Source organism: uncultured Parabacteroides sp. (assembly GCF_902493135.1).
Taxonomy (GTDB): Bacteria; Bacteroidota; Bacteroidia; order Bacteroidales; family Tannerellaceae; genus Parabacteroides.
Genome location: NZ_CABUOD010000014.1, coordinates 35,725 through 62,505 on the forward strand (window position 1 = coordinate 35,725; position 26,781 = coordinate 62,505).

The 26,781-nt window shown below is 45.6% G+C and carries 19 protein-coding genes; 12 read left to right on the plus strand and 7 right to left on the minus strand.

Going from position 1 to position 26,781, the window contains the following annotated elements:
* Nucleotides 1–255: 255 nt before the first annotated feature.
* On the plus strand, nucleotides 256–6,645 hold the full coding sequence (locus tag RDN79_RS08415) for a YDG domain-containing protein (protein WP_298548149.1): 6,390 nt from the start codon (nucleotides 256–258) through the stop codon (nucleotides 6,643–6,645).
* Nucleotides 6,646–6,966: 321 nt separating this feature from the next.
* Here RDN79_RS08415 and RDN79_RS08420 read toward each other — a convergent pair whose 3' ends face one another.
* The 4 genes from RDN79_RS08420 to RDN79_RS08430 form a co-directional block, all read right to left on the minus strand.
* The gene (locus RDN79_RS08420) at nucleotides 6,967–7,263 is read right to left on the minus strand and encodes a helix-turn-helix domain-containing protein (protein ID WP_298548151.1); all 297 of its coding nucleotides are present in this window, start codon (nucleotides 7,261–7,263) and stop codon (nucleotides 6,967–6,969) included.
* Entirely contained in the window at nucleotides 7,250–7,348 is a 99-nt protein-coding gene (locus tag RDN79_RS19060; RefSeq protein ID WP_374044501.1) for a type II toxin-antitoxin system RelE/ParE family toxin, read from the minus strand. Before RDN79_RS19060 ends, RDN79_RS08420 begins: the two co-directional genes overlap by 14 nt.
* A 52-nt stretch (nucleotides 7,349–7,400) precedes the next feature.
* Entirely contained in the window at nucleotides 7,401–7,574 is a 174-nt protein-coding gene (locus RDN79_RS19065) for a hypothetical protein (RefSeq protein ID WP_374044502.1), read from the minus strand.
* Between the two features lie 67 nt (nucleotides 7,575–7,641).
* A complete protein-coding gene (locus tag RDN79_RS08430) occupies nucleotides 7,642–9,186 on the minus strand; it encodes a sulfatase (RefSeq protein WP_298548154.1) in 1,545 nt (514 codons plus the stop codon).
* A gap of 226 nt (nucleotides 9,187–9,412) precedes the next feature.
* Here RDN79_RS08430 and RDN79_RS08435 point away from each other — a divergent pair, with 226 nt between their 5' ends.
* The gene (locus RDN79_RS08435; protein ID WP_293732514.1) at nucleotides 9,413–9,778 is read left to right on the plus strand and encodes a BlaI/MecI/CopY family transcriptional regulator; all 366 of its coding nucleotides are present in this window, start codon (nucleotides 9,413–9,415) and stop codon (nucleotides 9,776–9,778) included.
* A gap of 1 nt (nucleotide 9,779) precedes the next feature.
* Nucleotides 9,780–11,150 (plus strand): M56 family metallopeptidase, encoded by a 1,371-nt coding sequence (locus RDN79_RS08440; RefSeq protein ID WP_298548157.1) that lies wholly within the window; start codon nucleotides 9,780–9,782, stop codon nucleotides 11,148–11,150.
* 91 nt (nucleotides 11,151–11,241) lie between these two features.
* Here the strand turns inward: RDN79_RS08440 and RDN79_RS08445 are convergent, their stop codons facing one another.
* Both RDN79_RS08445 and nadB read right to left on the minus strand, forming a co-directional pair.
* Entirely contained in the window at nucleotides 11,242–12,357 is a 1,116-nt protein-coding gene (locus RDN79_RS08445; RefSeq protein ID WP_298548159.1) for a DUF4221 family protein, read from the minus strand.
* A 68-nt stretch (nucleotides 12,358–12,425) separates the two neighbouring features.
* Nucleotides 12,426–14,000 (minus strand): L-aspartate oxidase, encoded by a 1,575-nt coding sequence (gene nadB / locus RDN79_RS08450; protein ID WP_298548162.1) that lies wholly within the window; start codon nucleotides 13,998–14,000, stop codon nucleotides 12,426–12,428.
* 202 nt (nucleotides 14,001–14,202) lie between these two features.
* On the opposite strand from nadB, the gene RDN79_RS08455 reads away from it, so the two are divergent.
* From RDN79_RS08455 to RDN79_RS08480, 6 genes are all read left to right on the plus strand, one after another.
* The gene (locus RDN79_RS08455; protein ID WP_298548165.1) at nucleotides 14,203–14,904 is read left to right on the plus strand and encodes a hypothetical protein; all 702 of its coding nucleotides are present in this window, start codon (nucleotides 14,203–14,205) and stop codon (nucleotides 14,902–14,904) included.
* Between the two features lie 135 nt (nucleotides 14,905–15,039).
* A complete protein-coding gene (locus RDN79_RS08460) occupies nucleotides 15,040–15,459 on the plus strand; it encodes a PH domain-containing protein (protein WP_298548167.1) in 420 nt (139 codons plus the stop codon).
* A gap of 21 nt (nucleotides 15,460–15,480) precedes the next feature.
* Nucleotides 15,481–16,824 (plus strand): dihydrolipoyl dehydrogenase, encoded by a 1,344-nt coding sequence (lpdA, locus tag RDN79_RS08465; protein ID WP_298548170.1) that lies wholly within the window; start codon nucleotides 15,481–15,483, stop codon nucleotides 16,822–16,824.
* A gap of 420 nt (nucleotides 16,825–17,244) precedes the next feature.
* On the plus strand, nucleotides 17,245–18,789 hold the full coding sequence (locus tag RDN79_RS08470) for a glycine--tRNA ligase (protein ID WP_298548172.1): 1,545 nt from the start codon (nucleotides 17,245–17,247) through the stop codon (nucleotides 18,787–18,789).
* 6 nt (nucleotides 18,790–18,795) lie between these two features.
* Nucleotides 18,796–19,365 (plus strand): FKBP-type peptidyl-prolyl cis-trans isomerase, encoded by a 570-nt coding sequence (locus tag RDN79_RS08475; protein ID WP_298548174.1) that lies wholly within the window; start codon nucleotides 18,796–18,798, stop codon nucleotides 19,363–19,365.
* A gap of 194 nt (nucleotides 19,366–19,559) precedes the next feature.
* Complete coding sequence (locus tag RDN79_RS08480; RefSeq protein WP_298548265.1) at nucleotides 19,560–20,288, plus strand: nitroreductase family protein; 729 nt, start codon at nucleotides 19,560–19,562, stop codon at nucleotides 20,286–20,288.
* On the opposite strand, the gene RDN79_RS08485 is transcribed toward RDN79_RS08480, so the two are convergent.
* Nucleotides 20,285–20,875 carry a DUF417 family protein gene (locus tag RDN79_RS08485; RefSeq protein WP_298548176.1) on the minus strand — a complete coding sequence of 197 codons (591 nt, stop codon included), beginning with the start codon at nucleotides 20,873–20,875 and terminating at the stop codon, nucleotides 20,285–20,287. The two genes, RDN79_RS08480 and RDN79_RS08485, sit on opposite strands and share 4 nt — an antisense overlap.
* Nucleotides 20,876–21,424: 549 nt before the next feature.
* On the opposite strand from RDN79_RS08485, the gene RDN79_RS08490 reads away from it, so the two are divergent.
* The 3 genes from RDN79_RS08490 (at nucleotide 21,425) to RDN79_RS08500 (ending at nucleotide 26,765) form a co-directional block, all read left to right on the plus strand.
* The gene (locus RDN79_RS08490) at nucleotides 21,425–22,012 is read left to right on the plus strand and encodes an RNA polymerase sigma-70 factor (protein WP_298548179.1); all 588 of its coding nucleotides are present in this window, start codon (nucleotides 21,425–21,427) and stop codon (nucleotides 22,010–22,012) included.
* Nucleotides 22,013–22,085: 73 nt separating this feature from the next.
* Nucleotides 22,086–23,063: a FecR family protein gene (locus RDN79_RS08495; protein ID WP_298548181.1), complete on the plus strand. Its 978-nt coding sequence runs from the start codon at nucleotides 22,086–22,088 to the stop codon at nucleotides 23,061–23,063.
* A gap of 285 nt (nucleotides 23,064–23,348) precedes the next feature.
* Nucleotides 23,349–26,765 carry a TonB-dependent receptor gene (locus tag RDN79_RS08500; RefSeq protein WP_298548184.1) on the plus strand — a complete coding sequence of 1,139 codons (3,417 nt, stop codon included), beginning with the start codon at nucleotides 23,349–23,351 and terminating at the stop codon, nucleotides 26,763–26,765.
* Nucleotides 26,766–26,781 lie beyond the last annotated feature (16 nt).

Consider the following 26,781-nt stretch of genomic DNA (forward strand, 5'->3'; position numbering starts at 1 on the left):
TTTTTCAAAAATAAATACGCCTTAATTATCAATAGTTATCGTCGATTTTTGCCTAAAAACTCTCCAAACCCGCATCCAGACAAAAAATGACTAAAAAAAACGATCGTTTTCGGTCGTCAAAGTACATAAAATCACACCTGTTAACTTCTGTTAGATGATAAACGTGCGTATGGGGTAAGTTAATAAAGCGATTGGAGCAGAGAGAGTATAATATCATTCAATAAACTCATTATTAATGCTTTAATTAAAAAAGTTATGAAGAAAAGATTACTTATGTTGTTCGCCGTCTTTATGGCGGTGACGAGTGTGGGGTGGTTGCAGGCGGCAGATATTTTCTGGACAGTCGATGCAGCTCGTACAGAGGCAGATACCCAAAAAGCCTTTAAAACATTGAAAGCTGCGGTACAAGCAGCCAATAAATTGGGAGGAACCGATAAGCTTGTTATCACTGTTGCTCCGGGTGATTATAACATCGAAAGGACTGATGCGACTACCGAAGACGGAAATTATTTGGCTATTACCCGTGACAATGTCGAAATTGTCGGAGGTGGTACAGAGTCTTCAGCTGTAAAGATTTATTCTTCAACAGATGCTGTTAACGGAAACTGGGTAGACCAGAATCTGATCACGATTCATGGAGATAATGTAAAGATTCAGAATCTAACCATTACTTGTAAAAAGGAAGTAAACAAGGTGATCGAAGTCTTGGGAGACCATGTGACTTTGAATAATCTTGTATTCAACGCTCCGGAAGGAGAAAAATTTGCAGGATCGATCTACTTCAATTCTCCGGCGGATGATACGGAAAAGAATATTGGTACGGCTACGTTGAAGAACTTAGTTCTTAATAACGGACGTATCACATTTACTGGGGCAGAGAAGGGTACGGTAAATATGGAAAATATTGACATCTATTATAATGAGATGGCTATAACGGCTACAAGCATGAGTGACCTTCAAAAGTATACTCCTTTTGGGGCAATAGCCAATAAGCCGGAACTTACCATAAATGCAACCCTGCATTCGGTTAATGTATATTTGACAAGCTCCGAAGGTTCCTATAAGTTGGATGCAGCTACGGTTGCTAATCTGCCGGCTGGTTCTATTTTGAATCTGGGCAAAGGAGAGTATTCTCTTTCGGAACAATTGGTGATCACCAAACCGTTGACATTGGGCGGATTAAAAAATGAATCAGGAGAGCTTTTGACGACATTGAGTGCAAAATCAGACGTAAGTTGGGCAACAGGTAGCAAAGCCAATCTGATATCCATAGAGGGAACTGTCGCTACTGATGGTGATTTTGTCATGTTGGCAGATCTTTGTGTTAAAGGATCTAAAGGATCAGGTGTCAATGTTCAATCCAAAATGAAAACGTATTTTCAGAATGTTACTTTGGATAGTAATGCAAATGCCGGTCTGCTTGTCCATTCGGAGGTAGAAGCAAGAAGTTTGCATACGAAGGATAATACTTGGGGCGGTGTAAATGTAGATAAAGGAAGTCCTGAATATCCTCGTAGATTCACTTTCGATGAAAATTCTTCTTTTGCCGAACAATCCAAAATTTGGTCCGAAGATACGACAACGGAACCAGCTCAATTGGTTGAAGGTCCTAACGATTGGACTTCCTATGTCGGTGTACAGGGGGCAAGTTCTAAGGAGATGCGCTATTGGACGAACTCGAAATTGCAGATGGAATATGTTACAAATTTTTATACAGATAAGACTTTAAGTGAAGGCTATACATTAATATATGCGAATGGTAATCCTGTTACAGTAGAAGCATCGGGTAACGATAAAGTTAAAATCAGTGCCGGAACAAATGATGTACTGGAAGTCGCAACTGCTAAGAACCCGATTATTTTCGGTGGTGCTAAATTTGGTGATGTTGAATCTTCAAATGTAACCATGAAGAGCGGTAAGGTGGAAATGATTATCGGTGGTGGTTATTTAGGAAATGTGAAGAATGCTAATGTTACTGTTATTGGTGGCGAGATTATCAATTTGCTGGTTGGCGGAGGCTATGGTCCAAAGCAGGGTTTTGATGCAGCAAAAAGACAAACGGCAGATATTACAGGCAAAGCAGTCGTTAAAATTGAGAATGCAAAAGTTCGTTATTTAATTTCTGCTGGTTTAATGTATGCTAAAGCAAAAGAAGTGAATGTTGAGATCATTGGGAACAACACACAATTAACATATATATTAGGCGGTGGCTATGCTCCGGTTGGTATTGGACAAACAGAACAAACCGACTATGCAACTATTGCTAATGGTGTTGAAACAACCAACTTTAAGATGACAAATGGTAAAATTGCAGGTGATCTTTTTGTTGGGGGTGGATACAGTTATTCTTATTCAAGAAATGTAACTGCCATATTGGAGAATGTTGAGTGTGCAGCTCTATTGGGTACAGGTTCTAATGGACGCTCTGATAATGTGAAAATAGAAGCTACTGGCTGTAAGTTTGTAAAAGCAACAAATTGGCCTTTAGAAATAGCAGCTGTCAATCGTGGTAAGGTTGGAACAGTAAGTATGGATTTCAAAGGCTGTTCTTTTCCAGAAGATGCTGAAACTAAATATGTTTATTTAGGTGCAACTTATCAGTGGCAAACAGGTTCTTACCCTGTTCCGACAGCAGAAAAAATTTCTTTCTCGTTTGATGATAAGTGTACAAATACTCCCGTTGTTGGTGTAAGTGAGGGTATTCAGAATGTAGTCTTGAATGGTGCTGTAGCTAATGTGGGTTCTTTTAGCCAAAAAGATGCAACTGATATTAAAGATTTCACAATTCAGAAAGGAAATGTTTGGGCTTTGAATAAAGGGCTAACCATTGCTGAAGGTTGTAAACTGACAAACAACGGTACATTAAATATCCCGGCAGCATCCATCATGTCCGCTATCGAAGCCGGAGGTGTTTTGGTTGTCGATACTATATCTACTGCCGTTGTTGCTGAAATGAACAAGGCTACAAGCAAGGCCGACCTTTCCAGTAAGACTTTCTCTATCGAATGTAAAGACGGCGTTATCGCCTCTAACAAAGAGGTTGCAAAAGAATTATTGAAGGCTGGTAAAGTCGTTAAGGTATTGAGCTTTGCAAACGACACTTATTCCATTGATTCTTTCCAGACAACATTGGCCAAGATCACTAACCTTCCGGATAGCGTAGTGTTTGGTACGGAACCTATCACGCTGGCATTCAACTTGCCGGGTACGGAAGTTTCGATATCAGGTACGAGTGAAGTCGTAATACTCAATGGTGGCGTTCTGACTATCAAGAAACCGGGTACTGTTACTTTTGAATTGAGAGTTAAAAAAGATACGAATGGTGATGGTAAGATAGATGACGCTGATAAAAATAATGGCAACTTCACTTATGACGAAGATGCCGCCAATAAGCAAACCCTGAAAGTCACCAAACGTAAGGTTACATTGACTGGAGGTTTGAAGGCTACGGATAAAACGTATGATGGCGCGAAGACCATAACTCTAACAAAGGAGACATTGAAATTCTCCGGTAAGTTAGGTGATAAGACCGGTTTGGATTTGGCAGCAAGCCCTACTGGTGAACTGGTTGATGCAAATGCTGGAGAAAACAAAGAGGTCATCGTTACAGCTACTTTAAGTGGTGACTCTGCCGCATTCTACGAACTGGCCCCGATCACATTTGTAAAAGTAAAGGTTGCTCCGAAAGTTGCAACTGTTACGGCTGCTGCCAAATCGCGTAATTATGGTGAGGAGAACCCTGAATTTACAGCGACAACTACCGATCTGGTTGAAGGTGACCAACTTGATGGAATCCTGAAATTCACTTGCTCCGCAACCAAAGACTCGTTAGTGAAAGAAGGTGGTTACGATATCATACCTTACGGTCTGACTTCCGATAACTATGAGATCACTTTTACGAAGGGGACATTGACAGTCAGTGCTGTTAATCCTGTAATCGAACTGACGGAAGCAAAGACCGTGTTGAAGAGTGATAATTCGGCTAAGGAAATCCAATTGAAAGCCAAATTGATCCATGCCGGTGGCGCCAAGGCGATTTCTTCTGTTAAGTTTGTTCAGGGAAGCACGGATGTTACTGCCACTTTAGGCGATGATGGTTTCTATACCGGTAAGTTTGATGTTTCTGCCGGTACTACTTATTCTGTTAAGGCTTCTGCTACGGCAGGTGACAAGACTGGAGAAAGTAAAGCGATCACCATTGCTGTTGATGCCTTGACTCCGCAGGTCGTTTCTTTCGGAAAATCTGTTTTGCCTACAATGGTTTATGGTAACGAAATGACATTGTCTGCTACAAGCGACAAAAGTGCTGCAACAGGAGCATATACCTATAGCGTAGCTGAGAGCGATCCGGCAACGATTGCAGATGGCAAGCTGAAAGCTACCGGAGTCGGTAAAGTTACTTTGACTGTAGCACGTGCTGCCGATGCAACTCACTCTGCTGCCGTAGCCACTAAGACAATTGAAATCACTCCGAAACCGGTCACTGTTGCGGTAGGTGAAATCACGAAAGTGTATGATGGGACAACAGCTATCACGACACTTCCGACCTTTACATTGTCCGGTGCAGCTAACGGTGTTGCTGTCAAAACAGAAGGTCTGACGTTGAGCTTCGCAAGCAAGAATGCGAGTGAGAGTGTGAAAGTCCTGATGCCTGAATTGACATTGACGGGTACAGGTGCAGACAACTACACTCTGATCCAGCCTACAAACGTGACAGGCAAGATCACGAAAGCTCCGCTTTCTGTTAAGGTAAAAGATGTGACCCGCATGTGGAACCAGCGTTATACGAAATATGAATTCGAAGCAACAGGCTTGGTGAATGGCGAAACATTGAGCAGTGTTTATACCGGTGCGTTCACTGTTACAGAAGAGGGCACTACCTTGAATCTGGCAATGGATGCTGCCAAGTGTACGAACTATGCACTTACGACGGTTTCGGGCATGTTGACAGTAGAGTTGGGTACTCCGAAAGCGGTCGTCTATGGTACGTCAAGTGACAAAAAGGCAATGATCGTAGATGAAGCCGGTTACACCGGATTGAAAGCTTCTGAAGTAGGAACAGATGGCTATGCTAATATTTTGGATGCAAGTGGCAAGGTGATAGGCCAGAGTTTGAATAAGATTTCTACTTCTTCTGTTACAGCATCTTCGTTTAAAGCGCCTATGCAGACGAAAGCTGCTGTTGCCGGCAATTGGAATAAGGAAACATTCACGGAAATACCTTACGGTGCTTCTTACGAAGTGACGAAAGTTGGAGATGGTTATACTTATGAATCGACAAATACCAATGTGTTGGCTGTTTCAACAGATGCTTCATCAGGTGATATCGTTTGTACTCCTGTCGCAACAGGCAAGGCAACGATTCTGGCTATCAGTGCAGATGAAGTCAAAATCCTGAATCTCGAAGTTGCTCCAGCTGACTTAACGATTAGTGCAACCGGTATGGATAAGACTTACGACGGAACTACTCTTGCCTCTGGAACGCTTGCATTAAGAGATGTAGATGGAAAGGACGTAGCCCTGGATCTCTCCGGCATTACATTCAACTTTGATGATAAAAAGGCAGGTGAAAACAAAAAGATCACTCCGTCTCAGCCATTGGTTCTGATCGGAAGTGAAGCTAACAATTATGTCTTGGAAGTAAACCTGACCGGTAAGATCGATATGAAAGAAGTGACAGTCGGAACTCCGCTTAGTGCTTACTACAACGGAAAGATAGATATGGAATTGACTGATTATGCATCGAACGACCGCATCAGTGGCGATATTGTTCCGTTAAAAGTAACTTTTGGAGCTGCTACAGTCGGCGAACAAACAGTAACGCTTAAAATGGGTACGACTGGCGATGCCGGAAATTATACGTTGGCAACCTCTGGCCAACCAGCGAAAGGCAATATTCTGAAATCGACAGTGGTTGCCGTATTGCCGGAAGGCGCTTCTTCTGCAAGCGACCTGAAGAGCAAAATCAAGTTGACAATCCGTGAAACAGGTGAAACCGTTACAAGTAGTGCAATCGGCTTTAATCCAACAGTTACTTCCGAAGGCAGTGGCAGCAGTGCGGTTTATTACGTAAACGGTGGTGAAACAGACAACTATTCTGTCGTCTACGACAAGAACCAGATCGGCTTCAAGTCCTCAGGAAGCAATCCTCCTTCCGGTGGCGATGAAGATGAAACCGTTACGATCTCTTTGGATGCGACTTCGAAGACGTTGCCGCGTACGGAAGAGTTTGTTTTGAAAGCAACTGTTTCTCCTTCCGGTAAAACAGTAACATGGAGCAGCAGCGATCCGACGATCGCCAGTGTGACAGCCGATGGCAACAAGGCAACCGTCAAGGGTCTTAAAGTCGGGACGGCTACGATCACAGCCAAGATCGGTGACGTGACCGCAACTTGCCAGGTGACGGTAAACTTCGCAACCGGCCTCGAAGAAGCCCTTGCCAATACGGAAGTGTTTGGAAGAAAGGGGAATATTTATGTGAATCCGATTCAGCCGCTGCAGGTGACCGTTGTGAACATGATCGGTAAGATCGTCTACAATGCACGTATCAGTGGCAATACGCAAATACCGGTAACAAAGGGCATTTACATTGTGAAATTAACCAATGCCGGCAATTCTATTGTTACCAAGGTTAATGTATACTAATCCATTATGTATAGAGAGTTTTAGTATTGAATGAGAAAGGGCGTCCGCGAGGATGCCCTTTTTTTATATCCCTGCCCGTACACAAATCCCCCTAACACAAAAAAGAGAGCCTCTTTTCAAAGAAACTCTCTTTACATATATACCTACCCTTGCAAGAACTTGTATTCTTGAACTTCGTTTTTTCTTCATAGTCAAGACTTTTTGTGTTAAACATTAAGTAACAACAAAGGTAGAAAAGATATCAAACCTTTTCTACCTTTTCAGTCTATTTTTTGATAGAGATGGGGTTATGCCTCATCCTATATGCTTAGGGAAAACGATCTACATAGGACGCAGTTCCACCGTTAATCCCATTGCGGCAGCTATACGGTATAGGGTGGAGACGGTAGGAACAGTCAATCCTCTTTCGATTCTTGAAATATACCCTTTGTCCGCACCTATGCGCTTAGCAAGCTCTGCTTGCGTTAGTCTTGCATTCTTGCGGGCATCCAACAGGATTTGGGCGTTATATTCCTCCCATGCCTTTTCAACAGCTTTCTCCCGTTCAGGAGTGCCTATTTCTCCAAATTCTCTCGCGAGTTCGGCACTTACATCATAGATCTCATCATTCTTGCTCATAATATTCATTTTTTAATCTGATCGCTTTTTCGATTTCGCTATTAGGGGTTTTCTGTGTTTTCTTCTTGAAGCAGTTGAATAACACGACTATTGTGTCTCCGTCATAGATGAAAAAGATGCGAAACTCATTATTGCCATTAGTTTACCCGAAATTCATAAACTCCATCTCTTATGTATTTGATGTAATGGCTTGGTATTCTATCTTCTGTTTCAAACAACAATAAAGCTTGCCTTACTTTTTTGCGTTCTTGCTTTGACAGTTTAGGCATAAAATCTGGATAATACCCTTTGTATGCGATTATCTTTTTCATGGGACAAATATAATGTAAGTTATATATATGTACAACTTTTGTTGATGTTTTATTGACGTTTTATTTATTAATTTCTCTCATCCGGCCAAGGGCAAGCCTTCCCTGTCGCCTTGAAAGACGGACGTTGGGCGTCTACTTTGCGGAGGTGGTCGCCGAGTTCTTTGGAGAGACGTTTGACGATTTCCGGGTGACGGGTGCTAAGGTCGTTCTTTTCGCCGATGTCGTCGGAGATGTTGAACAGCTCTTTCTTACCGGTGCCGTAATAGTAAATCAGCTTCCAGTCGCCATTGCGGACCGCACAGTTGAAGTTGATGCCCGGACCGTCGTTGCCCCAGTTGTTCGGCATATTCCAGAAGAGGGAACGCCCTTTGGAAGGATCGCCCGTCCCGATGAGCAGAGGAACGAAACTGATGCCGTCGATCGGTTGCACCGTCTCGTAGTCCTTCACTCCGGCCATTTCCAGAATAGTCGGGTAGAAATCTTCTATCAGCAGGTATTTGTCGCAACGGGTATTCGGTTGGGCTACTCCCGGCCAACTGACGATCATCGGTTCGCGGATTCCCCCTTCGCAAAGCGAGCCTTTACCGCTCAGCAACGGGTAGTTCTGCGTATGCAGCGGACCATCCCTCCAGGCTGATTCAGAGGCAAGGCCGCCGTTATCGCTCATGAAGAGGATGATCGTATTGTCCGCCTCCCCGTTCTTTTCCAGCCAGTCCATCAGGTCGCCCAAGCTCTTGTCCATTCCTTCGATCAGGGTGGCGTAGGCAGCCTCATGATCCGTCATTCCTTTCTTCTTGTATTTCTCGTAGAAGCGCATGTCTTTGTTCAGCGGGATATGGATGGCATAGTGGGACATGTAGAGATAGAACGGCTGGTTGTATTTCTTCGCCTTGTCGAGCGCCTTGATCGCCTCCAATGTCAAGGCTTCGGTAGCGAATGTCTCCGTGCCCCAATACTTTTCGAGGCCGGGGATGGACATCAGCGAAGTTGGTTTGCCATCCTTCGTATGGCCGTAATTCTCTTCGCCTAAATAGCTTGCCAGACCGCCGGCGGCATGACCGGCAATGTTGACTTCGAATCCCCAGTGGTGCGGGTCCTCTCCCGGAGTGTCGATCGCGCCGAAATGGGCCTTTCCGCAGTGGATCGTGTGGTAGCCGCTGTTCTTCAGGAGTTGGACGAAAGAAGTCCCGACGAAGGTGTTGTTGGTCCCCGGAACCTGGCTGACGCCGTTATAGTTCCAGTCCGGTATGTCGAGCAGGCTGTCTTTGCGGTCGGTCGTCTTGTTCTTCTGGAGCGTCCAGTTGGTGACACGGTGGCGGGCGGCATTCGTCCCGGTGATCAGGCTGCAACGGGACGGGGAACTGATGCTACTGGCATACGCTTCGGTGAACATGACTCCCTGGCGGGCGAGGCGTTCCATGTTGGGCGTCTCGTAGACTTCGTTATAATGTGTCTTTTCTGTCCAGAAGGGCAGGGAAGTGTCTTCCCATCCCATATCGTCAACCATAAAGAGGATGATGTTCGGCCGTTTGGCAGGTTGGTCGGCTGCCTGCATGTTTCCTGTCTGGAAAGCGGGAAGGATTGCTAAAGGCAATAAAATTCGTTTGTCCATCTTTTTTGTGTTTTTCGGTTTATATTCCTGTGAAAGTCACGAATATGACAAAGGTACGCTTTACAGAAGAAATGGAAGAGGCTTCGGAATCCTTTAGTGAATATTTGCATTTTGAGGGCTATATATTAAATTATTGCTAAATATAGTAGTTTAACTATTTATCGTAGTTGTATTATTGCACTTTATAGTTATCTTTGAGCATTCACCTGATAAATGAACATCGAATATGAAGAAACTGACTCCCAAAGAAGAAGATATCCTGAGTTATTTCTGGACGAACGGCCCGTTGTTTATCCGTGAGTTATTGGAATTGCAGGAAGAGCCTAAGCCGCACTACAACACGTTGTCCACGATCGTACGAGTGCTGGAAGAGAAAGGCTATATCGGGTATCGCCCGTATGGAAACACCTATCAGTATTATGCGTTGGTTTCGGAAGAGGAATACCGGAACAAGACGTTGAAGAACGTGGTAAGCCGCTATTTCGGCGATTCCTATACGCGTGTCGTTTCTTCGCTGATAGACCGTGACGAACTGTCGGTCGAGGAATTGGAAGAATTGCTACAGCAGATCAAGAACCGTAAAAATAAATGAGATGGTTGCCTTCCTCCTTTATATCGTCAAGTCTACTTGTTGCCTGACTCTGTTTTACTTGGGTTATAAAGCCTTGTTGAGCAACGAGACGTTTTTCCGCTTCAACCGGATGGTGCTGCTGGCGGGGATGCTGGTGTGCATGCTGCTGCCGTTTGTCGAGCTACGGACGGAATCGCCCGGTGTGCTGCAAATGCCGTTGTTGCAGTTGGAAGAGATGATACAGGAAGGAATGGGGGAGACGGTTTCGCAGCACTCCGTTGTCCAGGTTGGAACGGAGGTTGTACCGGCTGTACGGGAGGCTTCCGGCTCATGGGGAGAGTGGGCGGTTTACCTGTATCTTGCGGGGATGGCGGTTGTCCTCTGCCGGCTGGTCCGCTCGTTTGTGAGTTTGCTTTGGCTGATCCGGAGCGGCGAGAAGATACGGAAAGAGCGTTATACGCTGGTGCTGGTCGGCAGGCCGGTCGCTCCTTTTAACTGGGGGCCGTATATTGTCCTGTCGTTGAAAGATTATTGTGACTATCCGGATGAGATATTGACGCATGAGCAAGTTCACCGGCGCAAGCATCATTCGTTGGACTTGATCTATACGGAGGCAGTCGTGCTCCTGCACTGGTTCAATCCCGCAGCCTGGCTGTTGAAACGGGAACTCCAGGAGGTTCATGAGTACCAGGCGGATACGGGCGTACTTAAAAATGGCATCGATGCAACAAAATATCAATTGTTATTAGTGAAAAAAGCTGTTAGCGCGAGCTCCTACACCTTTGCTAACAGCTTCAATCACAGTAAAATTAAAAAACGAATTACTATGATGTTAAAAGAGAAATCGAACAGTTGGGCCCGGTTGAAGCTCGTGCTTTTAGTTCCGGTGGCAGCATGTAGCATGCTCGCTTTCGCCCGCCCGGATGTAAACCGGGAGTTGACAAACTTAATGCAGAGCGAAGATACGACAATTTCTCCGGTCGGACAACCGTACACCCGTGAATTCTTCGACAAGGAGATCGACCGGTATATCGGACAGGCGGGAGGCGGACAGCTTTCAGGCTCGGAAAGACTTGAGTTCATGGAGAAACATGTGACGCGAACGGACTTCCTGATTAATGCCAATGACCAGATACTGTATGGCAACGATTTTGCAGAGATGTCCGAAATGCCGGCCAAGTTGAAAGCGACTCTGTCCGGGGCATCCGGTAAAAAGCCGGTGATGATCTTTTTCCTCTGTGATGCGCATACAAGCGATGCGGCAGTTGAAAAGGCGTTGGAAGTAGCGGGCAAAGCTTTTGCCGACTATCAGGCAACGGAGTCCGGAAAGAATACCCCGACCCTGTTTTTCTTTGGAGAACCGCGTAAGAACTATCCTCCTAAAAAGAAATAGTGCGTAATAAAAGGGTACATGCTTTTCCAAAAGAGGATGCATGCTCTTTGAAAAAAGGATGCATGCTTCCTCCGGTTTTATCGGGTGAGGCTTATTTCTCAACCAACTCGAACTTCCGGAAACTGAGGATATCGTCGCTAAACCGGGGATTCAGATAATGACTGTCGGAAATGTATAGCCCTTCGGGACGAACCAGCATGATGGTTGGGTTGTAGGTATTGTCGGGGAAGAGGGTTTCGCCGAGAATACGGAACTCTTTATCGAGAATGATAATGCTGAAGTTCTTACGCCCGAATTGTACGAGTTCCATAGGGCGGACGCCTTTATCCAGGGTCGAGGGCGGATAAGCGATCCGGTAATAGACTTCCCGGTAAGGGTCGTACAGCAGGTCGTTATACCAGGCATTCACACAGAAATCTTCGGGGCTTGCGGTAAGCTCGTCCGGCAGTTGTACTTTGTCGAAGTATTTGCTTTTGACCGGAATTTTCCGTATCGAGTCGTGTTCGGGAGTAGCCACATAGATATTCTCGTCATAATGGAACGAGTAAACGAAATGTTTTCCGTCATAACAACGGCTGTAACTGGCTTCCATGCCGTACCGTTTCAGCTTGACTTCCGAACCGGGATAATCGGGATAATCGAAAGGCAGTTTCTTTTCCTCTTTCGTGTTCATATCGATTGCGACGGAAACAGGGTCATGCTCGATCAGGCGATTCGGCTCTATGCAGGTATATAGAGTGTGTTCGATACGTACAGGCAATTGTGAAGCTGTAACCATAAAACAGGAAGGCTTTAATCCAGGGAAAGGCTGCTTATCGAGAAGTTCGCAGTCCTTATTAATCAAGTATAGCCCACTTTCGTAAAAACTAAAGACGTAAATACTGTCGAGATTCTGAATATAATAACCGAATGTCCTCCCGACGCCGTTACTTCCTTCCCGCGGCGGGGTGATCCTGAATACCGGCTTCTGCTGTTTCAGGTCATAGAAGTGGATCGTATTGTTTTCCAAGTTCTGGAAAGTGAAATATTCTTTTCCGTCTTTATCTTTATAGAGGGAATAAATGTTGAAGTTGTTTTTCGTGTCCGAATCGATCGGGAAAGACAGCGTTTCGTCTGTCTCTTTCAATTCGCAGGCTCCGTACTTTTTGTGTGTTGAACAGGCGACGGACAGGAGTAGGAGGAATAGTAATAAATAGTGTTTCTTCATATTCGTATAAAAATTAAGAAAGAGGAATGTGCCAAATCTCTTTCTGACACATTCCTTTCCGAAGTCCTTTAATCTTTCTTTACCGGCGGATAGTCGATCGTGTAGTGTAGTCCGCGGCTTTCCTTGCGCTCCATAGCCTGGCGGGTGATCAGGTAACCGACGTTGATCATGTTACGCAGTTCGCACAGCTCTTTGGAGGCCTTGCAACGCTTGAAGAGGCTTTCCGTCTCTTCGTACAGGATGTCCAGGCGGTTCCAGGCGCGGGTCAGGCGGGTATTGCTGCGGACGATGCCGACGTATGATTCCATGATCTGGTTCACCTCCTTCATGCTCTGGGTGATCAGCACGCGCTCTTCGGTGGAGATCGTGCCCTCGTCGTTCCATTCGGGGATGTCGGTGTTGAAGTCGTAACGTTCGAGGACGCTCAGGATATGTTTGGCGGCTGCATCCGCATATACGACCGCTTCGATCAGCGAGTTGGAAGCCAGACGGTTCCCACCGTGCAGGCCGGTATTGGAACATTCGCCGATCGCATACAGGCGGCGGATGCTGGATTGGCCGTTCAGGTCCACACTGATACCGCCACACAGATAATGGGCGGCCGGTGCTACCGGAATATAATCTTTGGTGATGTCGATGCCGATGCTGAGGCATTTCTTGTAGATGTTGGGGAAATGCTTCTTCGTCTCTTCCGGATCTTTATGTGTCACATCCAGGTAGACGTGGTCTTCACCCCGGAGCTTCATCTCGTTGTCGATCGCACGGGCTACAATGTCACGCGGAGCCAACGAGAGGCGCTTGTCGTATTTCTGCATAAACTCTTTTCCGTCCAGCGTACGGAGGACGCCGCCATACCCGCGCATAGCCTCGGTAATGAGGAAGCAGGGACGGTCGCCCGGATGGAAGAGGGCAGTCGGGTGGAACTGGATGAACTCCATGTTTTTGACAGCTCCCTTGGCGCGATAGACCATTGCGATACCGTCGCCCGTAGCGATCAGCGGGTTGGTCGTGTTGCGGTAGACGGCTTCACAACCGCCTGTAGCCATGACCGTCACTTTGGACAGGAAAGTGTCTACCTTGCCGGTGTCTTCGTTCAGCACGTATGCACCGTAGCATTTGATGCCCGGCGTATGACGGGTGACGATGATACCCAAGTGATGCTGCGTGATGATCTCTACCGCAAAATGGTGGTTGAATATCGTAATGTTGGGATGTCTCTTGATCGCTTCGATGAGGCTAAGCTGGATCTCGGCGCCGGTATTGTCCTTGTGGTGCAGGATGCGGAACTCGGAATGTCCTCCTTCGCGGTGAAGGTCGAACTCGCCGCTCTCCTTCTTGTCGAAGTTCACGCCCCAGCCTATGAGTTCTTTGATCTGGTCCGGTGCATGTCGTACGACCATCTCCACGGCTTCCCGGTCGTTGATCCAGTCGCCGGCAATCATTGTGTCTTCAATATGCTTGTCGAAATTGTCTACCAGCAGGTTTGTTACCGAAGCGATGCCTCCCTGCGCGAAGTAGGTGTTCGCTTCTTCCAGCTCTGTTTTGCAGATGATGGCTACTTTCCCCTTATCGGCTACCTTCAAGGCGAGGCTCATGCCGGCGATACCGGAACCGATCACTAAGAAATCGAATTGTTGTACCATAGTTTATATCCTTTGTGGCTGACAAAGTTAGGAATTAACTTATTTGGTTGTACCTTATACAGCCCGCTTTCGTGCAAAATAGTCCGCATTACTGATTCTTTGGATATTTTAAACTTCCCGTCGTAAACATCTCAGAATGGAACCCTGTTCTATTGGGGCATTGGATATCCTGCTAATTATTAACACTTAAACGTTTTAAAATATGAAATCTAAAGTTGTATTGAGCGCCCTGGCCCTGCTGTTTGCGGCCGGTGCGATGGCTCAGGATTGTACGTTCTTTTTCCCGCAGACCAAAGGCACGCAGCTTGTTAAAAAAGGCTACGATGCGAAAGGAAACCTGCAAAGTGTGATGACCTACACGGTCGATGAAGTGAAGAACATCCCGTCCGGCCTGGAAGTGGAAGCCGATTATGTGTTCGTGAATAACGCAGGGACGGTTTACGACAAGGGCGACCTGGAAGCATTCTGCAAGGACGGCGAGTTCTTCATGGAAATGAAAGAAGTATTGTCCAACCCGTCTTTTGTCTCGACCGTACAATCGGATGTGGCTGCCACTGATGCCGTCATCAATTATCCGAGCGTCTCGAACGCGCCATCCGGCAACGGGGACGATATGTATTTTGACGATGCCTATATCCAGATCTACTCGAAGAAGGACCGGAAGGATCGCAAGAACGTGTCTATCTACGACCGCGAATATGTGACGACCGAACAGGTGGCGACTCCTGCCGGCACGTTCGACTGCACGAAAGTAAAGTATAAGATCAAATCCCGCTCCCCGAAGGAAACGATCGAGGGCTACGGATATGAATGGTACGCTCCGAATGTGGGGGTCGTAAAGAACGAACAGTATGACAACAACAACCAGTTGCAATACTATACTGTCCTCGAAGTTGTAAAGTAATGTAAGATATATTCCTTTTTGGAATTGTTTGACCGGTTTAAGTGGATGCGCTGTTACTGAGAAGTTGCAGCGCATTTTCTTTTCCCTGAATCGCCAAAAGAAATAAAATGATTATCTTTCGGCAAAATTCAGGATATGGACAGAGTCTTTAAATCGAAAGTAGGTTGGTGGTATCATCTGATACTGTTGGTGATGGCGGCAAGCACTGTTGCTGCATTTGTGGGCGGCAAGTCTCCCGTAACGATGATCGTGCTGCTGTTGTTTACATTGGAGTGTATTCACATGCTGTTGTCGACCTGGTATAAAATAACGGCGGATGGTTATCTGATTGCCCATTGCAGTATTTTCCCGGAAAAGCGGATTCCTATTTCGGAGATAAGCGCCGTCGAAGTGACAGTGATGCCTGTTTCGAGCTACGCCCTGTCGTTGGACCGCCTGATCATCTACAAAGGCGACACGCAGTGGCTATTGGTCTCGCCGGTCAACAAGCAGGACTTCGTCAAGCTGCTGAAGAAGCATAATCCCGATATACAGATAAAAGATCCGATAATATAAAACTTAATTAAATCTGAGAACATGAAATACGATGTTGCCATAATCGGGGGCGGTCCTGCCGGTTATACGGCTGCTGAAAAGGCGGCTGCGGGTGGTTTGTCCACCGTGCTTTTCGAGAAGAACGCGTTAGGCGGTGTGTGTCTGAACGAAGGATGCGTGCCGACAAAGACGTTGCTTTACTCTGCGAAAGTGTATGATACGATCAAACACGCTTCCAAATATGCGGTGAGCGCAGAGAATCCTGCTTTCGATTTCCCGAAGATCATCGCCCGTAAGAATAAAGTCGTAAAGAAACTGACAGCCGGCATCCGCATGAAGATGAAGGAGAACGGCGTGGAAGTGGTGAGCGGCGAAGCCGAAATCAAAGGCCGGGCAGCCGACGGAACGATCATTGTCGCCTCGGGCGAAGCTGTTTATGAAGCCGCCAACCTGCTTATCTGCACCGGTTCGGAAACCGTCATACCTCCCATTCCCGGGTTGGCGGAAACGGAGTACTGGACAAGCCGTGAGGCGTTGCTGTCCAAAGAACTGCCGGCTTCGCTGGTGATCATCGGCGGCGGTGTGATCGGCATGGAGTTCGCTTCCTTCTTCAACAGCATGGGAACGGAAGTGCATGTGGTCGAGATGCTGGATAAGATTCTCGGTCCGATGGACAGGGAGTTGTCCGGGATGTTGCAGGCCGAATATGCCAAACGGGGCGTCAAGTTCTATTTAGGACATAAGGTGACTGCCGTAAACGGCGGCGATGTGACGGTCGAGAAAGACGGCGAGACATCAGTCATCCAAGGCGAAAAAGTCCTGTTGAGCGTAGGCCGTCGTCCCGTGACCAAAGGTTTCGGCTTGGAAACACTGGCCCCCGAACCTTTCCGCAACGGGATCAAAGTGAACGGATTTATGCAGACTTCCATCCCGAATGTGTATGCCTGCGGCGATATCACCGCTTTCTCCCTGTTGGCCCATACGGCTGTCAGCGAAGCGGAAGTGGCTGTCGATCATATTTTAGGCAAGAACCGCAGCATGAGCTACAAGGCCATTCCGGGCGTTGTCTATACCAATCCCGAAATCGCAGGCGTCGGCAAGACCGAAGAGGAACTGCAGGCCGAAGGCACGCCCTACACCGTCAAGAAGATACCGATGGCGTTCTCCGGCCGCTTTGTCGCCGAAAACGAGCAGGGCAACGGTGTCTGCAAGCTGATTCTGGCCGAAGACGAAACGATCGTCGGCGCCCATCTCCTGGGAAATCCGGCCTCCGAACTGATCGTCATCGCCGGTATCGCCATCGAAAAAGGCATGAAGGCCGACGAGCTGAAAGCCATCGTCTTCCCGCATCCGACCGTGGGCGAGATCCTAAAGGAGGCGCTCTGATAATTATTCCCCATACATGCCCGGTCCCGGTCCACCCCGACAAACTGTCCGGTGGGCCGGGATCTTTTTGTTGAAAGCCTTGCTTTAATTCTCCTGAAGAGTGAAATGTTTCACTTTTTTTCATGGGGTGAAAATTTATTTTCCCGCCAGTGAAAATAAATTTTCTCCGGCAAGAAACAAAAGTTTCATGCCTATGGAACAAAAGTTCCCCTTCTATGAAACTGTCCCGAAATAGGCAACCGTCCGTCCTTTTCCGGGCGGGAGAAGATTCCGTTTTTCCGGTGTTTCTTCGAAAATATCCTTATAAGATGCTGAAAATGCTACAGGTTACCGAAAAAATCATTTACTTTGCAACCTTAATAGTGTGCCAATGCGCAAAAATGGCACATTGGCACATTAATTAATTGGCAAATTATTATTATGGCACAAGAAGATGTATTTAAGAAATTAGTTTCCCACTGTAAAGAATACGGGTTCGTATTCCCCTCCTCAGAGATTTATGACGGACTGGGTGCAGTGTACGATTACGGGCAGTATGGCGTAGAGTTGAAAAATAACATAAAGAAATACTGGTGGGACAGCATGACGCTGTTGCACGAAAATGTAGTCGGCATCGATTCGGCTATCTTTATGCACCCTACTATCTGGAAGGCATCCGGCCATGTCGACGCGTTCAATGACCCTCTGATCGATAACAAGGATTCCAAGAAACGCTATCGTGCCGATGTACTGATCGAAGACCACCTGGCGAAGATCGAGGAGAAGATGAATAAGGAAGTGGCCAAGGCCGCGAAGAAATTCGGCGAAGCTTTCGACGAAGCCCAGTTCCGCGCGACAAACGGACGCGTGCTCGAATACCAAGCGAAATGGAATGAGATCCACGAACGCTACTCGAAAGACATGAACGATTCCAATTTCGAAGACCTGCGCCAGCTGATCCTGGATTGCGAAATCGTCTGCCCGATCTCCGGAACCCGCAACTGGACCGATGTCCGCCAGTTCAACCTGATGTTCTCTACGGAGATGGGTTCTACCTCAGACGGCGCCATGAAAGTATATCTGCGTCCGGAAACGGCACAGGGTATTTTCGTCAACTTCCTGAACGTACAGAAGACCGGCCGCATGAAAATACCTTTCGGTATCGCCCAGATCGGAAAGGCTTTCCGTAACGAGATCGTTGCCCGCCAGTTCATCTTCCGCATGCGCGAGTTCGAACAGATGGAGATGCAGTTCTTCGTTCGTCCGGGCGAAGAGATGGAATGGTTCAAGCAGTGGAAGGCTACCCGCTTGAAATGGCACCAGGCCATGGGGTTGGGTAACGAAAAATATCGCTATCACGATCACGAAAAGCTGGCCCACTATGCCAACGCCGCTACCGATATCGAATATGAAATGCCGTTCGGATTCAAGGAAGTGGAAGGTATCCACAGCCGTACGAACTTCGACCTGAGCCAGCACGAAAAGTTCTCCGGCAAGAAAGTCCAGTATTTCGATCCCGAACTGAACCAGAGCTATACTCCGTACGTGATCGAAACTTCTATCGGCGTCGACCGTGTTTTCCTGAGTGTGATGGCCGGTTCTTACTGCGAAGAAACGTTGGAAAACGGCGAAACGCGTGTCGTTCTGAAATTGCCGGCAGCGTTGGCGCCTATCAAACTGGCTGTCCTGCCGCTGGTCAAGAAAGACGGACTGCCCGAAAAAGCTGAAGAGATCGTAAACATGTTGCGTTTCGATTTCCGTTGCCAGTATGATGAAAAAGATTCTATCGGCAAGCGCTATCGTCGTCAGGATGCGATCGGAACCCCGTACTGTATTACAGTTGACCACGATACTTTGAAGGATAATTGTGTCACGATCCGCTTCCGCGATACGATGGAACAGGAACGTGTAAGCATCGACAAGCTGCATGACATTATCACTGAAAAGGTAAGCATGAAGAATTTATTAAAAAAGATAATGGAGTAAAAACGAATGAAGAAATACCTGCATATCGCGTTGATGTTGTTGTGTGTCCTCGTTGTCTCTTCCTGTAAGGATGACGACGATGATACCGAGGCTGTTGAAAGAGAGGCTTATAAGTTGGAACAGGACATTGCCTTCCAGGCAAAAGTGAATGAAACCGGTTTCGAAAGATGGAACTCGGAAGCCGGTGACGGTTATGTTTTTGCCAAACTGATTAAGAAGGGGGATGGCGAGAAAGTTTATTTCAATAGCCGTGTCTCGGTCTATTATAAAGGTTCTTTGACAGACGGAACGGAGTTTGATGCCCGGTTGTTTGAAGACGGTACGCCCTTAAAATGCGCAGTCTATTCTGCCTATGCTAATTATGATTCGCGAACTAATCCGAATGGATATGGTTCCGTCATATCAGGTTGGACAGTCGCTTTGCAACACATGGTTGAAGGGGATAAATATGAGGTTTGGATTCCGCAGCAGTTAGCCTATGGCGCAAGCGACAACGGCGATATCCCAGCTTATTCGACTTTGATATTCGAAATCGAACTGGTATCGGTGGATGAGCAGGCGGCGAAGCCGAGTTAAACGAGATCGTTATCGAGCGATAGAAACAGAAAGGGTTGTCTGCGATGTGCCGGGCAACTCTTTTTCTGTATGTAAGGTCGTGTTAAAAGTTCAACTATCTGTGAAACAAATGACTTTTGCGAATGTTCTATCCATATATCAACTTAAGATCGATCCTATGTTTTTGCTGAATATTTTAATCAAATTGGTAAATGATGAATTTAGACGAAGTTCTTGAATATAGACGTTCCGTACGGGTGTTTGATAAAAACAGGCCGGTAGATACTGCAAGGGTAAAGCATTGCTTGGAACTGGCAACATTGGCTCCCAACAGTTCGGATATGCAGTTATGGGAATTTTACCATATAACGGACCCGGAACTGTTGGCGAAGGTCTCGAAAGATTGTCTTGGACAGAAAGCGGCCGCCACCGCTTCACAGATTGTCGTTTTTGTCGTGCGGCGTGACTGGTATAGGAAGCACGCACGTTTCGTGCTCGATTTCGAACGCGACAACATCCGCCGCTACAGTCCGAAAGAACGTCAGGACAAACGTATCAAGGACCGGGAGCTCTATTACGGCATGATAATGCCTTTCCTCTATGCCCGGTTCTTCGGGATCCTGGGGCTGTTCAGGAAGTTATTGGCTACTACCATCAGCCTTTTCCGGCCGATGATGATTGATGTATCGGAGAATGATATACGTGTGACTGCCCATAAATCTTGCGCCCTTGCCGCCCAGACGTTTATGATTGCGATGGCAAACGAGGGATATGACACCTGCCCTTTGGAAGGGCTGGACAGCCGTCGGCTGAAAAGAACATTGGGATTGCCTCATGGCGCTGAAATAAACATGGCAATCCCTTGTGGCATACGAGATGGAAATAAAGGGATCTGGGGAGAACGGTGCAGAGTCCCGTTTGATGAAGTGTATCGCCAACTTTAATGTTTCTTCTGTTTCAATATCCTCTGTGCGCAGTCAGAAAGTACAACGATTGCCCCGGCAATGATTGCCGTGTCTTTTATCACCAGTCTGCCTGCCCCGGTCAGCAGCGGGAATCCATGTTCTCCGCTTCCCAAGTCCGGTACCCATACTTCAGGCGTCGTCACCAGGAAAGAGAGCGTTCCGATCGTCATGATAATGGCAAGTCCTGCACCTACCAGGCCGATTTTAGGGGAGAAAATCCCTAAGAACGTCAGGATACCGATCGCCATGATCAGAATGCCTAACCCGTGCGAGAAGCCGTACGTGTTGTTTTCCACATGCCACTGATGTTTGGCCTCGTTGAATTCCCCCTCTTTCAGTTTATATTCTTTATATTCGGGAGCGCTTTTCGTATAGAAGAAGCTCATAAAAGGACTGTTCGCCACAAACGGCACGATACCTTCTGCTTCATAGTTATAGAATTTCAATCCTCCGATCCATACGAAGATGATCAGGATTGCCACGCGGATCAAGTTAATGCCCAATTTTTGAGTCGAAGCTGCAATGTTCAGGAAAGTGTAAAATAGATTACTTAATTTAGTCGTCATGTCTTTGCTGTTTTATATGTTTGTTTTATAATGCAAATATCGGCCTATTGCGGCTTGCGGTAAATGGCAATTTTGCCGGATAACTTATCAATTTTCCCTGATCTGGTTCTTTATCAGGAAAAGGAGACCCCTATAAACAATTAAAGGCTGTCTCACGACAACCCCTAACCAAACTTTGTTAACCTTAAATCTAATACTATTATGAAAAAACCACGATGCAAAGATACGGGTTTGTCCGAACTTGTCAAGAGCCAAGATGCTAAATAGTGTTGTAAGAGGTATAAGAAAAATTAATTGCAGATGAATAAGCCTTTTATTGAAAATAAAATTATCTTTGTCTGGAAATATAAAGAAAAACGTAGAAGCGTTTCGTATTATTCTTTGTTAGGAATCTGGTAAATTCATTGTACAAAAAGAATAATAGGCAAAAACGCTCGCGCTCCCATAGGGCGTGGGCTATTGCTTATTTGTTGTACAAGCTTACCAGAGCTCCTAACCGGATGAGACAATAGCTCCACGCTTTTTTACCACAAATAGAAAGAATACGATATGATGGAAGCGAAAATTGACATTGAAAAAGTCAGGAAAGGAGATCATGCTGCTTTTAAAACTTTCTTTGAATGTTTCTATCCTAAATTGATGGCGCTCGCTTGTCGTTTTGTAGATGAGCAGGTTGCCAAAGATTTGGTGCAAGAAGTCTTCACTTCCTATTGGGAACAGAAAAAGGTTATACAACCCGACAATATCCAATCTTTCCTTTTTAAATGGCTGCAAAATAGTTGCTTGAACCACATCAAACACCAGATGGTTGTTGACGAGTACGAATCACGTGTTCGCATCGCTGAGGCGCGTATCGCTTTTTGGGGCGAGTCCACCGACTCCAACGATGTTCTTAGGTCTGTTATTAATCAGGATTTGCGGGAAATCATAGAACTCTCCGTTAATAAACTGCCTCCCAAATGCGCACAGGCTTTCCGTCTGGCCTATTTCCATGATATCAGCCATAAGGAGATAGCCGAGATTATGGGAATTTCTCCCCGTACAGTCGAAGGACATATCCGGCAAGCGCTTGCCTTCCTGCGGGAAGACTTGAAAGGCCTTTTCCTGCTTATTTTTCTGCTCTGCAACATAAATTGAATTTTTCTTTGTTTTTGACCACGTAGTACCTCCTGCCTCGATTGTCTTCTTTATATAAGCACAATAGAAGAAGATGGACGAACAATTACTCATACGATTCCTTACGCATACCTGTACTCCGGAAGACCTCCGCTCGGTCGACCAATGGATCGCATCCGGCAAGCCCAATGCAGACTGGCTGTTCGAAATGGAACGCATATGGAGTTTGAAGGATGAACTGCGATTCTCGGATAGGAGAGAGATAGAGGAGGCGTATAATCGTTTTACTCTTTCCCAGGGAAAGAGTAAAAATGCGAAACCGCATTTTTACATATATCCGATATTGAAATATGTGGCAGCTGTCCTCATCATCGGATTATTAGGATTAAATCTCTATGAAATGGTTCAACCGTCCACTGTAGGCGAGAATACGGTTGAAGTACCGAAAGGACAAAGGGCATCTTTAATGCTTTCCGATGGAACAAAGATCTGGTTGAATTCCCAAAGTAAACTTATTTACCCGACTCAATTCTCTGATAAGGAAAGGAATGTCCGGCTTGAAGGGGAGGCTTTTTTCGATGTGGCCCATAAGGAACATCTTCCTTTTGTCGTGCATTCACCTTTGCTGGCAATAAAGGTGTTGGGTACGAAATTTAATGTAAAAGCTTACTTCGACGAAAAATCCGTTGTCACATTGGCTGAGGGAAAGGTTGAAGTGGAAACAAACGACCGTAAAAACAGATTGACTCTTAGACCAAACGAACAGGTTTCCTATTCGGATAGTTCCGGTTTGGCATTGGAGAAAAATATCAATACGAATACGGTTAAATTATGGATGAAGGGAGAAGGCGCTTTCATCCAATGCCGGCTTGATCATATTGTCCGTGATTTGGAACGGAAATTTGATGTGAAAATAGTTATAACGGATCATTCTTTAAGTTCTGAAGTTTTTACTTGCCGCTTTAAGGATACAGCTACAATTGAACAGGTTTTACATTTACTGAAAGAAACCAGGAGATTGGATTATTCATTTGAAGGGGAACAAATACGGATTTTCAAACCATTAAAATAAAAAGCCTATGGGAAAGGATTGATAAAAACGAAGGCTGAAGATAGGCCAATATCTTCAGCCGGGATTAAGCGAGTAACGCTTTAGCGAACCTAAATTTATTACTAACTAATCATTTACAAATGTATGCATTATATTATGAAAAATACGCCATGCGGTGTATATAAATCGTCATGGCTGCGAAAAAGTCTAAATATTATGAGATGTGTTATATTATTCATACTATTGGGAACCTTACAGTCTTTTGCTAATTTAAGCTATTCACAGTCGGTGAAATTGTCATTGAATATGGAAAATACGACCGTACAGGAGGTTCTCGCTACTATTGAACAAAAAAGCGGTTTCTATTTCACGTATAATTTGGAACAGGTAAAAGTAACTCGTAAGGTTACTGTCAACTTTAAGGATAAGACAGTTCCCGAAGTATTGGATGAACTATTTGCCAAAGAGAATATCCATTATGTGATAAACGACAAGCATATTGCCTTATATAAAGGAAACGAAAGGCAAGTTGCTTTACAAGCAAAGAAAGATATAAAAGGTGTGGTAACGGATAAAAACGGAGAACCGATCCCCGGCGCCAATATCATTGAGAAAGGAAATCCTACCAATGGAACTATTACCGACGTCGATGGAAATTACACTTTGTCCGTATCCGGAAATTCCGTGTTGGTAGCTTCTTACATAGGATATAATAGAATTGAAATTCAGGTTAAGGACCGTTCTGTGGTCGATATTACATTATCGGAGGATACGCAAGCATTGGAAGAGGTTGTTGTCGTGGGTTATAGTACCCAGAAGAAAGTAAACCTGACCGGCTCGGTCTCCACTGTTAATTTCGAATCGATGTCATCGAGACCCGTTACCGATGCCTCTCAAGCTCTTAGCGGTGCTTCACCCGGCCTTCAGATCATGCAAAGTTCCGGGCAACCTAATGCAGAGAGTTTTTCCTATAACATTCGCGGTGTCGGGACATTGAATTCTTCCAGTCCTCTTATTCTTGTTGATGGAATGGAACAAAGCATCAGTATGGTCAATCCTTCTGATATAGCCAATGTCTCCATCCTTAAAGATGCCGCTTCTTGCGCCATATATGGAAATCGTGGTGCTAACGGTGTTATCCTTATCACGACCAAAAACGGTACGGAAGGTAAAATTAGTGTGACGTATGATGGTACAGTCTCCTATAATGAACCTTTCAAAATTGTTCATACAATTTCGGATTATGTACAGTATATGAAACTGATGAATGAATCATCTAATAACTTGGGAAACTCCGATATGTTTTCTCAGAGTTCTATTGATCTTTGGGAAGCCGCTAAGGCTGATCCTAACGGGATTTCCGCTTCGGGTTATCCGAACTATGTCGCTTATCCCAATACAGACTGGTGGGATGAGATTTATACGAAGCAATGGATGCAGAAACATACGATTTCACTCAATGGCAAGGAGAAGAAAACAGGTTATTCAATGAGTTTTTCCTATATAGATAATCCGGGTATCATGAAGAATACGGGATATAACCGCTATATGGGGCGTGTGAACTTGTACTCTGACATTACCGACTGGTTGCGGGTGGGAACTCGTACATCGGGCAATGTTACCGATCGGGAGATGAGTCTTACCAGCTATAGTGGGAACGGTTATATCAATTCGATGAATACGGAGAAAATGGTTCCTTGTGTATATCCGTATTATGAAGGGAAATATGGTGCGCCGGAAGGTCCGGAGGAAGATCCGCAGTCTCATAATATACTTTGGGACAACGTGCTGAATGGGTTTGACAAATATTCGCAACTTTATACGGAGTGGTATGCCCAAGTCAAGTTTCTGAAGTATTTTACATATAACTTTGATTTTTACTATCAGGATCTTCGCCGGGAGCGAAAAGTATCGGACGCTTCCGTCGGGAAGTTCAGTTTTTCTAAAGGTGCTTATTCAACAGGAGCCGATGACCCGTCGACTCTTTATACTCGTATGTATTATACGAGGACGAATCGCACGAAGTTGAATCATTTACTTAATTATAACCAGTCTTTTGGCGTTCACGATGTGTCGGCTATGATTGGCTATGAGGAAGAAACGTATGATTATAGGGAGACGAACGTGAGTAAATTAGGACTTACGGATGCCGCTGTAAATGACCTTGATGCCGCAACAACACCTTACTCGACGGCTGGTTACGGGACTGAATATGCTGCCCGCTCGGTGTTCGGACGTGCCAATTATGCTTATAAGAGCCGGTATTTGCTTGAGTTTAACTTGCGCTATGATGGTTCGTCGAGATTTGCTCCCGATTATCGTTGGGGCGCTTTCCCTTCTTTCTCGGCCGGTTGGCGTATGAATGAAGAGTCGTGGCTTAAACCGGTACAGTGGCTGACAAACTTAAAGCTTCGTGCTTCTTGGGGTAAACTGGGCAACAATGCAATCGGCAACTATGATTGGCAGTCTGTCTATTCGGCGGCAAATTATTCTACCGGTCAAGCTTTGACAAGTGGTATCGCCATCACTTCTATAGCCAATGCCGCTCTTACTTGGGAAGAGACAGCCGTTACCAATGCCGGTCTTGATTTTGGTTTCTTTGATAATAAATTGAACGGTAATATTGATGTTTATAATAAGTTGACGACCGGAATTCTGTACACTCCTGATATGTATATGGTAATGGGAAATGCGACTGCTCCGAAAGAAAATATTGCGGAAGTTACGAACAGAGGGGTTGAACTGGAGCTTGGATGGAGAGATAATATCGGCAAGGATTTCAGCTATAGCATTAAAGGCCAGTTCTCTTTTAATAAAAACTTTGTCAGCAAATATAAAGGTAAATTGGAAAGGGGATGGAATAAGGAACATACGGAATATTCCACCAATATAGGAGATGTTTCTACCGGTAGTACTACGAGAGTCATCGAAGGACGTCAGATTAATGAGTTTTATCTTCCTAATGTGTATAGCGGAAACGGCTCGTATTTCAATGCCGACGGTACGGTCAATATAAATGGCGGACCTAAAGATGGCATGATCCGTACGGAAAACGATATGCAATGGCTTCAGGCCATGCAAGCGGCAGGTTATACTTTCCAACCTTATAATAATATTGCTAAAAATGCACTTTGGTATGGCGAGTATATTTATGCGGATGCGAATGGGGATGGGATTTATGGCAATTCATATGATTCGGAATTTCAAGGAACTTCGACCACTCCTAAATATAATTTCGGTCTCCAGGCCAGTGCAAACTGGAAAGATTTCGATCTCTCTATGACCTGGGGCGGATCTGCCGGATTTAGCATTTACTACTATGGCAAGGCAAGGAATTCGAGTGAAACGACTTATGGCTACGCGATTCCGGATGCGGTAGCGGATGACCATTATTTCTATGATCCTGAAAATCCTTCGGATCCGAGAACCAATCTGTCTTCAAAACAACCTCGTTTGGTCAATGTGTCGGGGGCTCAGAGTTCGGCAAGTTCTTCGCTTCATCTGGAGAAAGGGAATTTCATTAAACTTAGAAATTTGACTTTAGGATATACAATGCCTAAAAGTATTTCTAAAAAGTTCTATGTTGAAAGGCTTCGCGTATATGCTTCGGGGGAGAATCTGTTTGCGATTACCGGCTTCTCCGGTATGGACCCGGAAATGCGTGTTAGCATGGGATATTCTACCATGCGTCAGTATGCCTTCGGTATTAATCTAACATTTTAATTATTTTGGAAACAGC

What these genes read in the sequence shown, in the direction of transcription:
- RDN79_RS08415 (WP_298548149.1), top strand. Translation starts at nt 256, where the DNA reads ATGAAGAAAAGATTACTTATGTTGTTCGCCGTCTTTATGGCGGTGACG.
- RDN79_RS08420 (WP_298548151.1), bottom strand. Translation starts at nt 7,263, where the DNA reads ATGAGCAAGAATGATGAGATCTATGATGTAAGTGCCGAACTCGCGAGA.
- RDN79_RS19065 (WP_374044502.1), bottom strand. Translation starts at nt 7,574, where the DNA reads ATGAAAAAGATAATCGCATACAAAGGGTATTATCCAGATTTTATGCCT.
- RDN79_RS08430 (WP_298548154.1), bottom strand. Translation starts at nt 9,186, where the DNA reads ATGGACAAACGAATTTTATTGCCTTTAGCAATCCTTCCCGCTTTCCAG.
- RDN79_RS08435 (WP_293732514.1), top strand. Translation starts at nt 9,413, where the DNA reads ATGAAGAAACTGACTCCCAAAGAAGAAGATATCCTGAGTTATTTCTGG.
- RDN79_RS08440 (WP_298548157.1), top strand. Translation starts at nt 9,780, where the DNA reads ATGGTTGCCTTCCTCCTTTATATCGTCAAGTCTACTTGTTGCCTGACT.
- RDN79_RS08445 (WP_298548159.1), bottom strand. Translation starts at nt 12,357, where the DNA reads ATGAAGAAACACTATTTATTACTATTCCTCCTACTCCTGTCCGTCGCC.
- nadB (WP_298548162.1), bottom strand. Translation starts at nt 14,000, where the DNA reads ATGGTACAACAATTCGATTTCTTAGTGATCGGTTCCGGTATCGCCGGC.
- RDN79_RS08455 (WP_298548165.1), top strand. Translation starts at nt 14,203, where the DNA reads ATGAAATCTAAAGTTGTATTGAGCGCCCTGGCCCTGCTGTTTGCGGCC.
- RDN79_RS08460 (WP_298548167.1), top strand. Translation starts at nt 15,040, where the DNA reads ATGGACAGAGTCTTTAAATCGAAAGTAGGTTGGTGGTATCATCTGATA.
- lpdA (WP_298548170.1), top strand. Translation starts at nt 15,481, where the DNA reads ATGAAATACGATGTTGCCATAATCGGGGGCGGTCCTGCCGGTTATACG.
- RDN79_RS08470 (WP_298548172.1), top strand. Translation starts at nt 17,245, where the DNA reads ATGGCACAAGAAGATGTATTTAAGAAATTAGTTTCCCACTGTAAAGAA.
- RDN79_RS08475 (WP_298548174.1), top strand. Translation starts at nt 18,796, where the DNA reads ATGAAGAAATACCTGCATATCGCGTTGATGTTGTTGTGTGTCCTCGTT.
- RDN79_RS08480 (WP_298548265.1), top strand. Translation starts at nt 19,560, where the DNA reads ATGAATTTAGACGAAGTTCTTGAATATAGACGTTCCGTACGGGTGTTT.
- RDN79_RS08485 (WP_298548176.1), bottom strand. Translation starts at nt 20,875, where the DNA reads ATGACGACTAAATTAAGTAATCTATTTTACACTTTCCTGAACATTGCA.
- RDN79_RS08490 (WP_298548179.1), top strand. Translation starts at nt 21,425, where the DNA reads ATGATGGAAGCGAAAATTGACATTGAAAAAGTCAGGAAAGGAGATCAT.
- RDN79_RS08495 (WP_298548181.1), top strand. Translation starts at nt 22,086, where the DNA reads ATGGACGAACAATTACTCATACGATTCCTTACGCATACCTGTACTCCG.
- RDN79_RS08500 (WP_298548184.1), top strand. Translation starts at nt 23,349, where the DNA reads ATGGAAAATACGACCGTACAGGAGGTTCTCGCTACTATTGAACAAAAA.